We start from the raw sequence: 14,189 nt of genomic DNA on the forward strand, positions 1-14,189 counted from the left end.
GTGGCGTCACAGGCACTGGCGCTCGGTCCAGCGCCGGAGCGTCGTGATGATCGGCGGCGTCGATCGAAGGAGGACGAGTCCGGTGCCGAAGGGGAGTGTGCGGACGCGTTCGGGTGGCATGATCGGCACGCGCCGCTCTGAGAGTTGGAACGAGCGGTTTCCGTATTCGCCGATGGTGGTGGTCTCGGAGCGCTCGTAGCGGTCGCCGATGAGTACGGCGAGTTCTTGAAGGTCTTTGGAGGCGGAGGTGCCGCCGAGGATGACCTTGACGATGGCGGCGTCCCAGATGGTGCTGGCGGCGTGGTCTCCCCATCGAGTCCTTGCTTGGGCGAGTGACTGAAGGACCGGCACGGTGGTGATACCGGTCCCTCCGCCTTCGGCCATGAGCACGGGCAGCGAGGGGAGCGGTGCGAGGTTGCCGATCTCGTCTAGGGCGAGCAGGAGCGGTGGGTCGAGGCGGGTACCTGGTGATCCGGCGGCCAGGTGGCGGGCGGTCTCGGTGAGGTCCTCGACGAACGCGGCAACAAGGGGCCAGGCGGCGCTCGCGCCGGCGCCGGTAGCGAGCAAGTAGAGGGTGCCGTTGGTGGTCAGGAAGTGGGTGGGGTCGAACTCCTCGCCGGGCCCAGGGCTGACGGCGTCGAGGACCTGGGGATCCGAGAGGCATGCCGTGGCTTGGGATACGGCCATCCAGATGGAGTCGCGAGTCCTTGGATCGCTCTCGATCATTCCGCGCAACGAGTCGCCCCAGCCGGGGGCGGCGCCGCCGTGGCTGGCCAGGATCCCGACGGCGTCCATGGCGGCCGTTGCTGAGAGTGACCACTCGAAGAGCACGCGGGTGGGGAGCTGGTCGAGTGCGGCGGCGTGGAGAAGGGCTTGGATGACGACCCGGGCGCGGCCTTCCCAGAAGCTGCCTGAGTCGGTGCCGCCTGAGGAGAGCCCGGTGGAGGAGGCGAGCCCGGTGGCTCGGATCATCGCAGTGAGAGGGTTTTCGCAGCCTCGGATCGGTGACCAGCGGACGCCGGCACCTGCGATCGCGGGGAGTCCGGCGGTGAGGTGCTGAGGGTCGAAGACGGCGACCGGTCCACGAGCCTGACGGGCTTCGATGGTGGCGGTGATGTTGTCGGGCCGTGTGGAGGTGGTGACGACGGCGCCGGGTGCGTCGAGGATGGCGTTGATGACCAGGTGGAGTCCCTTGCCGGATCGAGGTGGGCCGATGACGAGGATGGAGTCCTCGACGGAGGCCCAGATCTGACGACCCTGACTGGTGCCGAGCAGGTACCCGACCTCCGTTGGTGCCGGGTTGCTCAGCGATGGGCGCAGGTTGGCGGCGCGGCGTAGGAGTGCGTTCCGCGACGCGGTCGCGTCGATGTCACGTCTGGTTGCGATGCCTTGGATGCGCCGCGGATCGTGGGCGGTGCGGTGCCGAGCCCTCGCGATAAGTACCCACCCGATCCAGGCGACGGAGACCAGGGCTGCGAGGAGGACGGCCAGGGTCGCCCAGTAGGTGATCGGGGAGAGTCCTGTCGCACCGAGCGCGGTGCCTGGAGAGCCCGGCTGTGCGAGAACTCCCAACCCCGCTGCGGCACCGCGCGAAGGCTGCGACGCGCCGGTCGCGAACGCGGCGACCGAGCCTGCGGCACGCAGGAGGATCGCCATGACGAAGGCCCCACACACGAGGGCTAGGGCGGCGTTGGTGAGGTCGTTATCGACTGGGCGGCCGCGGGTGTTCATGCCGGCCCGCTCTCTGGCGCGATCTCGGCGATGGCTGCTGACGTCATCCCGACGAGGAGCATCTTGCGACCGGATCTGACCAACATCGCGGGCGGGAGCTGCAGGTCCGCCCGGCCGTCCGCCCCGGCAGTCTTCGTGCACACGACGTACGCGACCGCTACGTCCTCCCCGGGATGGAATCCGGCGCCGCTGAGACGGGCCTGGCCCGGCTGCCGCGCGTCGACGGGCGCAGCGGGAATCGTGTCGACGTGCGGGGTGGGCTCCGGGGGCATGGCGATGTCGGAGTAGGTCGTCCCGTCGTTCTCGTGCACGTCGACTCGGACGGGGGTCCGGAGGTTGGCGGTGATCTCGTCGAGGACGCCTCGCAGGTCTTCACGAATGCAACCGGGGGCGGTGGGATAAGGCCGCCCGTCGACGTCGACCGCCAGGCGTCCGTCGCCGTCGATGGTGACGTGGACGGTGCTGAGTACGGCGGGAATCCTCATAGCGTGAGGGCCGTCTGGTCACGTCGTGCAGTCCTCGCGGCCGGTTCGGTCCCGGCGCGGTGGCCGAGTGCGTCGCGGTCGAGTCCGGGGGGTGTGCCGTCGCCGACCTTCGTGGTGTCGAGCTTGTCGAGGATCCCGAGCGCTGTGCTGCGGACTCGTTCGGCGGTCGAGGCGACGACCTCGACCGGCGTCTTGCCGGGCACGCTCGAGGCCCACGTCGAGACGTAGGGGACGGTGTAAGCCGACGTGTCGAGGCCGTGGGCTGCGCCGACCATCAGCGCAACCGACTCCGCCTCGACCTCGGCGATCCCGCGGTGGAGCGTCGCCTCGGCGGCAACCTCCGAGCTGGCTGCAGCAGATACGCCGTTGGCGCCTCCGTTCTGGGCAGGCGCGTGCAGCAGCACGTGTCCGAGCTCGTGGGCCAGGGTCTTCGCCTGAGCGGCGTCGTCCATGTCCATGCGGATCGAGACCTCGCGGGTGAGGAAGTCGGTGAGGCCGTTGGCTCCACCGATCGCTGCCGCGGTGGAAACGAGTCGCAGCTCGTACCCGCGGGCGGTGATCTGGTCAGCGAGGCCGTCCCACAGGCCGGCGGGTGCCTGGCCCAGCAGCAGGTCCGGTCGCGGGAGCTCGGGGAGCGGGGCGCCGGTGGTCTGGGAGACGTCCCATACGTGGGTGGGTTTGAGACCGACGAGCCTCGACCGCACGGCCTCGCCGGCGACGGGGATCTCGCCGCGAGCGAGGCGATGCCACGACCCCGGGTCCGACGGCGTGCGGGAGGCAAACCGTGCGGTGACGGGCGCGAGGATGCCGTACCCGTGCTGCCCCTTCTCGACGTGACGGCCCAGTGAGTGCCATTGGCGGAAGCCTGCGACGTAGGTCGGCGTCGGGTTGGGTACGCGTCCTTCTTGGTGCGCGGCGAAGTGCTGGGCGTAGATCAGCATGGTGTTGTTGAAGCTCCGGGAGCGGAACTGCACTGCGAAGGTCAGGGCGCGCTTCCAGTCCTCGCCGGTGACGAGCGCCGCGACGGACTCAGCCAGCTGCTGGTGGAGCGCTTCGAGCTTGGCCTCGCGAGAGACGCGCACGTGGGCTTCGGTGTTCATGACGACCGCCCTCCGTTGTCCCGGCCGGTCATGCGGCCGGTGGTGTCGAAAAGGTCGAGCTCAGCTGGGTGCATCTGGTGCTGCACAACGAACGAGCGGTGCTTGATCCGCCACAGCCCTTGGCCGGTGCCGAGGGTGGGGATGAGGGACTGCTCGGTGCCGGTGAGTCCGAGGGCGGCGGAGGTGGCGCCGAGCTGGTCGGCTTCTTGGCGGTAGACGATGCGGGTCTCGGCGTTGGCGAGCAGCGAGGAGGCCAGCGCGCGCATGGCGGAGCCATGGTCGCCGACGTTGTCGAGGTCGGTGAGCTTGTGGAAGATCAGCATGTTCGCGATGCCGTAGTGGCGTGCGAGTCTCCAGTGGGCGTCCATGCGTCGCAATAGCGCGGGGTGAGACATGAGGCGCCAGGCCTCGTCGTAGACGACCCAGCGTTGGCCGCCGGCGGGGTCGAGCAGCGCTGACTCCATCCACGCGGACGCGCAGGTCATCAGCACCGAGATCAGGGTGGCGTTCTCGGTGACGCGGGAGAGGTCGAGGGAGATCATCGGCAGGGTCGGGTCGAAGGTGACGGTCGAGGGGCCGTCGAAGAGGCCGGCGAGGTCTCCGGCGACCAGGCGACGTAAGGCATGGCCGACGAGCCGTCCATCCTCGGTGAGCCGGCCGTCGGGATCGTCGGCAGGTTCGGGGGAGAGGAGACGGTCGACCACCATCGGCAGAACCGGGACGTCCGCGGTGCGGACGGTGCGGTCGATGGCGATGTCGACCGCCGTGTGCTCGAGGGGGCTCAGGCGTCGGTCGAGGACGGTCTCGGCGAGCGCACCGACGAGGTCGCGACGCCGCGAGGAGATCTGCGCGGCCCATTGGGCGTCGTCGAGCCCGGAGGGGCGGTGTCCCTCGTCGAGGGGGTTGAGCCGGTTCGGCATCCCGTGGCCGAGGGCGATCGCGCGACCGCCCACGGCTTCGGCGACTGCGGTGTGCTCGCCCTTGGGGTCACCGGGCACATAGACCCGACGACCGAAGGGGATCGAGCGGGCGTACAGGCTCTTGGCGAGGCAGGACTTTCCGGACCCGACGATCCCGGCGAGAACGAGGTTAGGGGCGGTGATGACGCCGCGGGTGTAGAGGATCCACGGGTCGTAGACGAACGAGCTCCCGGAGTAGAGGTCCTGACCCACGAAGACGCCCTCGGCGCCAAGGCCGCCCTCGGCGAGGAACGGGTAGGCGCCCGCGAGCGTGGCGGAGGTGTCTTGGTGTCGCGGGACCCGCAGCCTTCCGGGGGTCCGCAGAGCAGCCGGCCCCGCTTCGCCGCCACGGGGCAGCGTCGCGGTCGCTCGCTTCTCCGCGACCACAGCGTCGGCAGCGCGGCGGGCCTCGGCACGTCGCTCCTCCTGGCTCTCTGCTACCCGAGCTCGGGCGGCAGCCTTGCGGAGCTTGCGATCCTTGCGCCGCTCCCGGGTCGGGGAGACGAGAACCGCCGAATGGAGCCGGTCGAGCCGATCGTCTGCTCGGCCGGTCCCCGACCCAATCATCGGGCGAATCACCCGGCGCCTCACAGTGATAGCCCGCGTTCGGCGCCTCGTAGCGGAGACCCGGCGTGCGGGCTGTCCGCGGCGTGCGCGGGTGCTTGGTCGTAGGCGATGGTGGCCTCGATCTCGTGCGCTCGATCCACCGCTGCGGCGACCTGGTGGACCATCTCGGCGGCACGGTGCAGCTCCCAGGACACGCGGTAGGAGGATGCGGTGTCGGCTCGTGAGTCGCCGTTGATCCACGCGCGTCTGATCGCTGGGCTGTCGTGGGCGTCGCCGAGCTGGTGCAGCGTCTGGGTCAGTGAGGCAAGAGCTGCGCTGATGGAGCCGAGGACCGGGTAGATCGCGGCCGGGTCCTCGACGGCCCGAGTTGCGTGGGCCAGGCCACGGATCGCCTCCCTGGCCTCGGTGGCGGCGGCGACTGGGTCCTTGAAGGTCGGCATCGTTGGCTCCTCGACACTGCTGGGAGGGGAGTTGGGTCTCGTCGACAAGGTGCGCTCGTTGTTCCAGGAGCGCCGGCTAGCAAGACGCACGGCGCAGACCCGGGGGTGTGGGGTTCAGAGGGTTCGGCACAGCGGCAGTGCTGCGGCCGCGAATGATTGGGCCTGTTGACCCCACAGGCGCCGGGTTTCGCATGAGGCTTGGATCGCTGCCTGCTCGACGGCCGCGACGGCGCGCTCGAGCTCGTCGGGGTCGTTCGCGCTGACGACGACCAGGCCGGTGGTGCGCAGGACGCCGTGCCCTGCGGTCAGGTCTGCCTCCTGCTGCAGCACGTCGTGGTATTCGGCGGTCTGCTGGGCGTCCTCGATCTGTCCGATCCTGTGACGTTGGGCGGCATCCGAGATGTACTCGGTCTTCTTCTTGCGGATGTCGCGTGCGGCCCGGTCGTTGCGCATCGGGGAGTAGAGGAGGGTGAACGTGCGCCGGATCCCTGAGGACAGCAGCAGCGGGGCGAGGAAGCCGGGGAAGACGAGCGACCGGGGCCACTCGCTGATCCAGAGCACGCAGTGGTGTGCCGAGTCGCTACGCAGACTGGCCCACGACTCGCTCACCGAGACGGGTCCCGCGGTCGCGAGGTCGCGGCCGAGATTGCCATGACGTTCCAATGCGCCCACGACGGCCGGGTCGTAGGCCCCTCGGAGGATCAATGCGAGGTCGCCGGGGGTGAGCCAGCCCGACGGAGACAGGTCGGCCGAGCGGAGTGCAGCGGTCATCGTCGACATCTCCTGGCGCAGCACTGCGGCCGCGCCGCGGGTGCCGCCACCCGCGGCGCGGATCGCCCGCCGCGCGGCCTTGAGGTCGAGCGAGATCGAGATCGTGCTCGCGTGTCGCTCACCGGCCGGGCCGGCACGCTCGACGAGCTCCTCGTACGTCGTCGCGGCCCACGACCCGCTCCGGTGCCCGTGCTGGGTCCACCAATCAGCCAAGCCCTTGCCGGAGTCCGGGAGGGTGCGCTCGGTGACCTGGACCGATGCCAGTCGCCCGGACCTGCACGCGGTAGCCAGGACCCGTCCCCAACCGACAACCCGGCGTTCCTTCTCAGACGGATCGAGCAGCACGAACGCCGGGTGAGACACCCCGACGATCGCGGTCAGGGTGGCGGCATGCGGGTCGTGGACCATCACGGCCCCGGTCTCGGGATCCACCCACTGCCGCAGCCGTGCGGCGTCACCCGGCAACGCCAGCGTCCCTGCGGGTCGTGGCTTGATGATCCGGCGTCGGAAGAGCAACTGACCACCGGCCGAGCGCCACACCCACCGCGCGCCGATCGGACCCCACTCAACGAGCCTGCGGCCACCCACGCTGAGGAACCCCAACGCGACGAAGACCAGGATGATCGGGAACGTCATCACGACGGCGCCGAGGTACAGCCCGAGCATCAACGTCCCGGCCGCCAGACTCGCCATCATCAGCTGCGGACCCGACAGCCCGAGCAGGATCCCACGCCTGGACAGTCGCGAGAACTTCACCGGCGACAAGGTCGGCTCCCAGGGCCCAAAGCCGGACCCGGTGAGCCCAGAACCCACACTCCCGGAAGCCGAGCTCCTCGACGCCATCCGTGTCGACGTGCCCACGGTCGATCACCTCCGAACGGTTGGTCGGGTGAGGGTGGTGTCAGCATTCGACGGCGGCAGCGACGTCGGTGCGCGGGATCCGGGATAGGCCGATGCAGGTGCCGGTGCGGGCTGCGGCGAGGACGGCGCCGACGCGCCGGCGTCGGCGTGTCCTGTTGCCTGGGCGGCGACGAACCCACCCAGTCGAGGCCCGGCTGCGGCGGCCTCCTTCGCTACCACGGCACCGGCCGCGATCGGACCAGCCGCGGCGGCTCCGCCACCTGCTGTAGCCCCGCCGGATGCGCCACCAGTTGCGCCGCCTCCGCTCGTCGCGTCAGAGGCGGCCGCCTGACCGGAGACACCACCGGGGGATCCGGGCGATGGCGACCCGCTGGCAGCAGATGTCCCGCCGCTGCCGTGCTGTCCGAGGATCCTGGCCGGCGATGCTCCGCCGCCCCCTAGCCGTGAGAGCGGAATCGGCAGCGGGCGATTGAGCGAGGCCTTGCCTTCCTGTTCGGCCGACATCGCGTGGTACATGTCGAAGCCCATGAACGCGATGGCCTTGTAGGTCAGGTAGGGCGCGAACCCGGCTAGCAGCATCAGCACGACCCCGGCCATCGGTTGACTCACCGACTCCAGGTCCGCGTCGATCGGCGCTGAGACTTGGGCGGTGGCGAGCAGGAAGATGACGACCAGGACGACCTTCGACAGGATCATCGCGATCACGAACGTCGCCCACCGGCTGACCCAGGAGCGGGTGTGGTCCCAGCTGGACCCGGCCAGAGCGATCGGCGCGAAGACGATCGCGATCAGCAGCAGCGCCTTGCGCATCAAGAGGCTGATCCACACCACCATCGCGGCGCAGATGGCCAGGCTGGCGAGGAAGATCGTCACGATCGCGCCGGCGCCGGGAGCGGTGAGGCTGATGGTGCCGAGGCCGGCTGCGAGGACGGCGAGCTTGTCGCCCATCTCGTTCATGTTGGTGCCGGCCGCGTTGACGATCCCGACGCAGAGTTGGTCGGTGACCTCGAGAGCCGTGCTGAGTAGTGCCAGGGCGACGAAGGAGCCGAGGATCGACTTCGCGACGCCGAGCGCGGCCCGAGACAGCGCGGCCGGTTCACGGCGGATCATGCCGCCGATGACCTGGAGCATGAAGAACCCGAGTGTCACGAAGACGGCGATGCCGAACATGATGCTGTAGACGGCCCGGTACTGGCGGCTGGTGACGTCGACGAAGGTCGTGGTGTCGATGACCGTCCAGACCGAGGTGAACATCCACGCGGCCGCACCGGCCATGGATTGGGCGAGCCAGTCGAACGGGGCGGTGACAACCGCACCGGCGGCATCGCCGGCTTCGTTGCAGACCTGGTGGATGACCGGAACGTCGCACACTGCCATCGCGGGCATGGCTGGTTGCCTCAGACCTGCTGGCCGACGTTCCAGAAGAAGTTCACCAGTGTCACTGAGGCCCCGCACACGATCGCGGCGCCCAGGGCGACCAAGACGCCGAGCTTGCCGCGGCCGGCCAGGTGGGGGTTGGAGGAGTTCGCTCCGAGCGCCCACACAACCGAGGACATGATGAGCGCCAAGACCGCGAGGATCAGCCCGATCGTCATCGAGGCGCCCACGATGCTGCGCAGCTGCTGGATCCCCGGCAGGCCGTTGGAGTTGGGGCTGATGTTGATGTCGAGCGGAAGCAGCAGGACGGCCGTGGGAAGGGGCATCGGAGGACTCCAGAGGTGGATTCGAGACAACGGACGGTTCTTGAGTTGCGTGTTAGAGGTGCGCGCCGAGGTGCAGCAGCCAGTTCGCCCAGGTGAGCGCCGCGCCGGTGAGGACCGCGCCGCCGATCGCGACGAAACACCCGGTCTTCGCCTTCTGCGCGGTGTGCCAGGCGCCGGATCCGGACGCGAGCGCCCAGGTCGTCGCGGAGACGACGAGCATCAAGACCGCGACGATGAGGCCGTAGGTGAGCAGCGCGCCGACGATGGCGCGCATCTGACCGGAGCCGCCGACCGCGCCGAAGTTGGGACCGACCGCGCTCGCGGTCACGAGAAGTCTCTGCATGTCGCCCAGGTGCGTGCGACGCGACACCCCGGAATCGCGGATCGCGCAGCGGTGGTGGCTGTGGCGTGTCGAGACGGTCTCAGCCGAGTCGACGGACCGTCATCACCTGCCCGGCGAACTCGCCGATCGTGCCGTAGCGGACGACATCGCCGGTGTGCGGTGCTTGGAGGATCCGGTCACCTCCGACGTAGATCGCTACGTGGTGCGGACCTCCGGCCCCGGGGTAGCTGAAGAAGATCAGGTCTCCCGGTTGCTTCTCGGCCCAGCCGATGCCTCGGCCCGCGTGGATCTGTGAGCCGCTGTAGTGCGGGAGCCGGATCCGCCCACCGGAGGCTTGGTAGGCGGCGTAGAGCACCAGCCCCGAGCAGTCGAAGCCGCCGCCCGTGGGGCCGGTGAAGACCCCGCCACCCCACACGTACGGCCGGCCGAGCTGGGAGGCGGCCGCTGCGATCAGGGCCCCGGGAAAGCCGGGCGGGAGATCTCCGGACAGCTCGCCGGGCAGCTCACCGCCAGAGTCTGCACAGGCGAGCCCACTCGCGAACCCATTCTCGAGAGTGGCGCCGCTGAGCACAGTTAGGATGTTCTCGGCGATCGGCCGGTTAACGGCGTATCGGTCGGGATAGGCGGAGACCTGCACAGCTTGGGCTGCAGCGCCGGGATCCATCTCGTGCCAGCCGTCGATGTCGAGCAGTCCACGGGGGGAACCGTGGTTGGGGCCGCTGGGTCCGCCATAGAAGGCTCGTGCAGACCAGACCGGGTTCATCAGGTCCTCGGCGCTTCCCCAGCCCGCGGCGGGTCGCTGCTGGAACATGCCGACGGAGTCGTGGTCGCCGCCGTCGCCGTCGTTGGCTAGCGCAGCGGAGTGTGGGTAGGCGCCGACGTTGGAGAGCACCCGAAGTGAGGACTCCGTGATCGCTGTCATGACCGCGATCAGCTGGCCTCGAGCGGGCACGTTCTGGCTGTCGCCGACGGCGATGATCGTGGCGGCCCTGGTGAGCTGTTGGTGGTTGAGGGTGACGCTGGCGCCGTCGGTGTTGGTGGCGGTCAGACTGGTGGGGATGTCCCCGGCGACCTCGACGCTGTCGGTGGCCTCGGCGTCCCACAGACAGCCGGTGGACCCGGCTGCAGTGGGTACGACCAGCGTGGCTACCCCGAGCACCGCGGCGCCGGGGGCGACCAGTGCCAGCAGTGCGGCGCACGCGATGACCTTCACTCCCACCGGTGACTCATCTCAGCGGGTTGTCGAGTTCGGAAAGCCGCAGGACGTGGCAGCGGGGGAAGGACGGGGCGCAGGCCACGAAGACCGTGAAGGACACCGGGGATGACGACTTGGCAGCGGCGCCGCCCCAGGTCCCGCTGCGATGGCGGATGCCGGTGATGGTCACCGCCGTGGTGCCGGGCCTGAGCTGTCCGTGGGCCTGCTGGTCGGCCACTTCCCAGGAGCTGGGGACGTAGGCCGTCTCGATGGCGAGGGACTGCTGTACATCCATCGCCCCGAGGCCGAGCCACTGCTCGAGGGTGGGGACGTAGGTGGCGACGTCAGCGAGCAGCCCTGGTGTCTCCTCGCCGGATGGGTCGGCGTCGGCAGCCACGGCGGCGGTGTAGTCGACCGGAAGGAACCCGGTGCGGGTGTCCCACTCGAACAGCGTGGCGGCGACCGCCTGCGCGTACGCAATCGGGTCGCCGGTGTGGGGGAGCTGCCGATCCTGCGGGGCCAGCGCCGGCGTCGTTGGTCGCCCGGACGCCATCGTCTCCCGTAGCGCTGTGCCTGGTGCCGCGCCCGGCGCCGTGTCTGTCGGTCGGCTCGCTTCGCCCGGTCCCCGAACCAGTCCGTAGACGCCGACCGCGAGAGCGGCCAGGGCGAGTGCGCCCGCGAGGAGCAGCAGGATCTGGCGGCCGGTCAACTGAGACATCACACGACTCCGAGCGAGAGGACGGGGACGTCCTTGAGGTGCACCAGCTACGCCGAGGTGTCCTCGATGTCGATGTCCCCGGCGTCCCCTGGCTCCCCTGTGTCTCGGGTGGCGTGGCGGCGGGCGGTGATGAGCTGGTCGCGGAACGCGATGGTGGCGGTCACGACACGGTCGAACTGCTCCCAGTCGGCGAGGGTGAGCCCGGCGGCCAGGGCATCGACGTCGTACATCTCGGTCCACCCGTCGAGCTCGGTCCAGGTGAGGACGAAGGACCGGACGCTGCGGAAGTGGCGCGTCGGGCCCTGGTTCCGCTTGAGTCCTTTGCGTCCCTTCTTGCCGTTGATGCGCTCGAGTGCCTCGCGCGCCAGACGCGCGAGCTCGGTCTCGACCTCCGGCTGGATGGCCTGGGTCTCGTCGTAGGCCGCCTTGACCTCTTGGTAGAGGGGCTTGATCGGCTCCCCGTTCTCGATCTTGCGCAGCGCGTCGTTGGCCATGGTCCGGATCTCGGGTGGCGTGGCCTTGCGAGACGCCCAGTCCATCAGCGCGCAGACCCGCTCGTGGGTGTTGTACGACGCCTTGCCGGTGATGGCCATGGCCGCCTGACGCCGCGCCTTGCCTGTCGCTCCCGGTGGTGCACCGGGTGCACCACCGGTGTTCGGAGCACTTTGCCCGGCGCCGAACTGGGTGGCCTGCTTGCGTCGCTCGCCCTCTTCGGCGCTGATCTGCTTGAGCTCGCGGTAGAGCGTGGCCTTCTCGAGCTCGTTCAAGGACAGGTGGAGTTCGTTGTCGTCCCGCTGGGCCATGAGGGACTCGAGCTTCCCGGAGATGCCGGATCGGACCCAGACGTTCATCGAGCGCCAGCCGAGCCGGCGCACGGCCTCCAGGCGCCGCCATCCACAGATCAGGACACCGTCGGGAGTGATGGTCACCGGTTGAAGTAGGCCGAGCTCGTTGATCGAGTCCATCAGCTTGGTCAGGTCACCGGGATCCTTGCGGTACCGGGTGCCGACGACGATCGAGTCGAGGGTCCGGTCGAGCTCGATGCGACCCCGTGCGTCGGGGCCATGCTGAGTCCTTGCCGCCGGGTGTGTCTCAGGCATTGATCCGGGATCCCGGGCGCGGGGCGGCTTCGTGGATGTCGAAGACCAACAGGTCGTCGTCGAGGAGCTCGGTGACGTGGTGTCCGATGAGCAGTCGGACCAGGACCCCGTGGCCGTCGCAGGTGTAGGCCTCGTCGGGGTTGGGGTTGCCGAGGATGATCCGCAGCACCGTCGACCACACCGTCTGGTCGATGTCGAGCAGTGCGCGGGCGTTGCCATCGCGGCGCAGGGCAGCGTGGGCCCGGGGACGGGAGCCGGACTCGACCAGCCGGCCCCCGATGTAGTCGAGCAGGCACGTCGCGGTATCGCGCGGCCAGCCCAGGGCGGCGAAGAGATCGATAGTCCGCTCCAACGCCTCGTGCGCCGTGGTCGGTCGAGCCGCAGGTGGAACGTCCGCGTCGATCGGGGCGACCGGAACGACGGCGAGCACCGGCAAGATGTTGGGAAGATCCGCGTCGGACTCGCTGAACCTTCGTACGTCGTGGTGGGAGGAGAACTCCGGTCGTCGGGCTTGGTCGACCGAGCACAGCAGCCCGAGGGCGCGCTCCTCGGCGATCAGCGAGGCTCGGACCGCCATGGTGACCACTGCCCAGGGGTCATCGGCGGTGCGGACCGCGTAGGTGCGCATCGCCTCGAACGCTGCCGTGGCTCCCGTGGCCGGGTCGCAGCGGTGCTTGAGGGCCAGCGCCTTGTACTTGTGTTCGGTGTAGACCATGAGCGCCCGGGCCTCCGGGTCGTGCTCCCATGCCCCAGGACCGGAGACCCGCAGCCTGATCAGTAGCCGGCGCAGCCCCTTCGAGGTCTCGAATGAACAGGTCATAGCGATAGTCCTTCCGTGTAGGCCACCGACAGCGGTGCCGGCGAAGGCGCCGGCTTCCGGTTTGATCGAGTGGCCGTCGGCGAGGTCGGTGATGTGGTTGACGTGCCTGGCGAAGTCGTTCGCGTGGGATGTGCGAGGAGCCCCGGGAGCGCACGGGTGGCGGACGCTGGGGTACGCCGTGCCCGCCGGATCAGCTCGGCCTGCAGATCGATCCCGCGCCCGATGAGCGGCGCGGTGTGCGCCGCGAGGTCGGTCGGGCGGACCCAGGCGACGCCGGCGGCTGGTGATGGCTGCGCTCCGGGATCCCGCATGAGCGACGGGTCGCGGTGGTGAGCCAACGCGCTATCAGGGGCGTCCTGGTCGTGAGCCGCGGCGACCTGAGCAACAGGGTCGATGGCACGTTGGCCGTCGTGGTGGACGTGGCGGCGGTACTCGGCGTGGCTGTTCATAGCCCGGCCGCCTCACTGTGCGCGGTGGTCGGCTGGGTAGGGCCCACGCGACTCCCGGAGTGGCCGGCTGGTCCGAGCCGGGAGGCGATTCGATAGGCCGAGTTGATCGTCGTCTCGATCTCCCGGTCGGGGAGCCCGGCGTGCTGGGCAGCCGGCATCAAGTAGCTGAGTGCGCTCTCAAGGGTGTGGCCGGTCTCGACCATCCGGCACGACGCCCAGAACAGTGCGTGGTTGCGTCCGCCCTCAGCTGTCAGTGCGACCACTCGTGCGAGTGCGTCGGGTCGGCACCCGTGCTGGGTCAGGTTCGATGGTGGCGCTGGGGGTGTCCGGCGGGGCGGTTCGAGGAACTCGCGGAGTCGGCGCGCGTCGACTGGCTCCGGTCGCCGGGTCGCGACGGCGATGACCTCGTACGGGGTGGATCGTCCGTTGACCTCGACACGGGACGGGGGAGCGATGATGTAGCCGCCATCGCCGCGGAAGTCGATGTGCGCGGAGGGGACCTGCCAGGAGCGCTGCTCACGATCCGGCGCGGCCGGGTAGTAGGCGTGGACGCCGCCCGAAGGGGTGCGGACCAGCCATCCCCAGCCCTCGGCGATCCTGTGGGCTCGCGCGCGCTCGAACGCGGCGAACCCGCTGCCCCCGGTGTGGACGTCGACGTCGACCACGTCGACCCCGGTGCTGGTACCGGTGGGCAGGCCGATGTTCGCCTGTGGGGTGCGTTGCCACCAACCGTGGACGATGCGGGTAGATGAGGTGGCGTCGTGGAACCCGTTCGGGGTGAGTGGCTGCTTCCCGCCAGGCCCGCATGGGAAGACCGGGATGCCGAGGTTCGCGAAGCGGATCGCGGCTTCGGCGAGCGTCGGCTCGGCAGCGACGCGCTGCATCGTCGAGACGGTCCAGTCGGGAATCGGGTTGCTTGGGTCGAACATGCGCCAGAGAGTGACGTA

14 protein-coding genes are annotated in these 14,189 nt (G+C 69.6%); all 14 read right to left on the reverse strand.

Annotated features, from left to right (window positions below):
* Nucleotides 1–6 precede the first annotated feature (6 nt).
* The 14 genes from ASC77_RS25525 to ASC77_RS25590 all read right to left on the reverse strand — a co-directional run bounded on the left by ASC77_RS25525 (nucleotide 7) and on the right by ASC77_RS25590 (nucleotide 14,171).
* Entirely contained in the window at nucleotides 7–1,731 is a 1,725-nt protein-coding gene (locus ASC77_RS25525; protein ID WP_056160055.1) for a type IV secretory system conjugative DNA transfer family protein, read from the reverse strand.
* Nucleotides 1,728–2,216, reverse strand: coding sequence for a hypothetical protein (locus ASC77_RS27055; protein WP_056160058.1), 489 nt, complete (start codon nucleotides 2,214–2,216; stop codon nucleotides 1,728–1,730). Before ASC77_RS27055 ends, ASC77_RS25525 begins: the two co-directional genes overlap by 4 nt.
* Entirely contained in the window at nucleotides 2,213–3,316 is a 1,104-nt protein-coding gene (locus ASC77_RS25535) for an ArdC family protein (RefSeq protein WP_056160061.1), read from the reverse strand. Before ASC77_RS25535 ends, ASC77_RS27055 begins: the two co-directional genes overlap by 4 nt.
* On the reverse strand, nucleotides 3,313–4,842 hold the full coding sequence (locus tag ASC77_RS25540; RefSeq protein WP_056160063.1) for an ATP-binding protein: 1,530 nt from the start codon (nucleotides 4,840–4,842) through the stop codon (nucleotides 3,313–3,315). The genes ASC77_RS25535 and ASC77_RS25540 overlap by 4 nt, the downstream gene beginning before the upstream one ends.
* Nucleotides 4,843–4,862: 20 nt before the next feature.
* Nucleotides 4,863–5,282, reverse strand: coding sequence for a hypothetical protein (locus tag ASC77_RS25545; RefSeq protein WP_056160066.1), 420 nt, complete (start codon nucleotides 5,280–5,282; stop codon nucleotides 4,863–4,865).
* Nucleotides 5,283–5,396: 114 nt separating this feature from the next.
* Complete coding sequence (locus tag ASC77_RS25550) at nucleotides 5,397–6,809, reverse strand: SCO6880 family protein (RefSeq protein ID WP_235547988.1); 1,413 nt, start codon at nucleotides 6,807–6,809, stop codon at nucleotides 5,397–5,399.
* Nucleotides 6,810–6,920: 111 nt separating this feature from the next.
* The gene (locus tag ASC77_RS25555; protein WP_156391294.1) at nucleotides 6,921–8,369 is read right to left on the reverse strand and encodes a conjugal transfer protein TrbL; all 1,449 of its coding nucleotides are present in this window, start codon (nucleotides 8,367–8,369) and stop codon (nucleotides 6,921–6,923) included.
* Nucleotides 8,312–8,617, reverse strand: coding sequence for a DUF6112 family protein (locus ASC77_RS25560; protein ID WP_056160070.1), 306 nt, complete (start codon nucleotides 8,615–8,617; stop codon nucleotides 8,312–8,314). Before ASC77_RS25560 ends, ASC77_RS25555 begins: the two co-directional genes overlap by 58 nt.
* Before the next feature lie 52 nt (nucleotides 8,618–8,669).
* Complete coding sequence (locus tag ASC77_RS25565) at nucleotides 8,670–8,945, reverse strand: DUF6112 family protein (RefSeq protein ID WP_235547990.1); 276 nt, start codon at nucleotides 8,943–8,945, stop codon at nucleotides 8,670–8,672.
* Nucleotides 8,946–9,039: 94 nt separating this feature from the next.
* Entirely contained in the window at nucleotides 9,040–10,179 is a 1,140-nt protein-coding gene (locus ASC77_RS25570; RefSeq protein WP_156391295.1) for a C40 family peptidase, read from the reverse strand.
* A 7-nt stretch (nucleotides 10,180–10,186) separates the two neighbouring features.
* Nucleotides 10,187–10,873, reverse strand: a complete 687-nt coding sequence (locus ASC77_RS25575; protein WP_082575347.1) for a hypothetical protein — start codon at nucleotides 10,871–10,873, stop codon at nucleotides 10,187–10,189.
* Nucleotides 10,874–10,920: 47 nt separating this feature from the next.
* Nucleotides 10,921–11,973, reverse strand: a complete 1,053-nt coding sequence (locus ASC77_RS25580) for a ParB N-terminal domain-containing protein (RefSeq protein WP_056160078.1) — start codon at nucleotides 11,971–11,973, stop codon at nucleotides 10,921–10,923.
* Nucleotides 11,966–12,793 carry a hypothetical protein gene (locus tag ASC77_RS25585; RefSeq protein ID WP_056160081.1) on the reverse strand — a complete coding sequence of 276 codons (828 nt, stop codon included), beginning with the start codon at nucleotides 12,791–12,793 and terminating at the stop codon, nucleotides 11,966–11,968. The genes ASC77_RS25580 and ASC77_RS25585 overlap by 8 nt, the downstream gene beginning before the upstream one ends.
* Nucleotides 12,794–13,238: 445 nt before the next feature.
* Complete coding sequence (locus tag ASC77_RS25590; RefSeq protein WP_056160084.1) at nucleotides 13,239–14,171, reverse strand: bifunctional DNA primase/polymerase; 933 nt, start codon at nucleotides 14,169–14,171, stop codon at nucleotides 13,239–13,241.
* Nucleotides 14,172–14,189: the final 18 nt, after the last annotated feature.

The sequence above is a fragment of the Nocardioides sp. Root1257 genome (genome assembly GCF_001425175.1).
GTDB lineage: Bacteria > Actinomycetota > Actinomycetes > Propionibacteriales > Nocardioidaceae > Nocardioides.

Bases quoted from the DNA above. Each gene is read 5' to 3' on its own strand.
- ASC77_RS25525 (WP_056160055.1), bottom strand. From the start codon at position 1,731: ATGAACACCCGCGGCCGCCCAGTCGATAACGACCTCACCAACGCCGCC.
- ASC77_RS27055 (WP_056160058.1), bottom strand. From the start codon at position 2,216: ATGAGGATTCCCGCCGTACTCAGCACCGTCCACGTCACCATCGACGGC.
- ASC77_RS25535 (WP_056160061.1), bottom strand. From the start codon at position 3,316: ATGAACACCGAAGCCCACGTGCGCGTCTCTCGCGAGGCCAAGCTCGAA.
- ASC77_RS25540 (WP_056160063.1), bottom strand. From the start codon at position 4,842: ATGATTGGGTCGGGGACCGGCCGAGCAGACGATCGGCTCGACCGGCTC.
- ASC77_RS25545 (WP_056160066.1), bottom strand. From the start codon at position 5,282: ATGCCGACCTTCAAGGACCCAGTCGCCGCCGCCACCGAGGCCAGGGAG.
- ASC77_RS25560 (WP_056160070.1), bottom strand. From the start codon at position 8,617: ATGCCCCTTCCCACGGCCGTCCTGCTGCTTCCGCTCGACATCAACATC.
- ASC77_RS25575 (WP_082575347.1), bottom strand. From the start codon at position 10,873: ATGTCTCAGTTGACCGGCCGCCAGATCCTGCTGCTCCTCGCGGGCGCA.
- ASC77_RS25580 (WP_056160078.1), bottom strand. From the start codon at position 11,973: ATGCCTGAGACACACCCGGCGGCAAGGACTCAGCATGGCCCCGACGCA.
- ASC77_RS25585 (WP_056160081.1), bottom strand. From the start codon at position 12,793: ATGACCTGTTCATTCGAGACCTCGAAGGGGCTGCGCCGGCTACTGATC.
- ASC77_RS25590 (WP_056160084.1), bottom strand. From the start codon at position 14,171: ATGTTCGACCCAAGCAACCCGATTCCCGACTGGACCGTCTCGACGATG.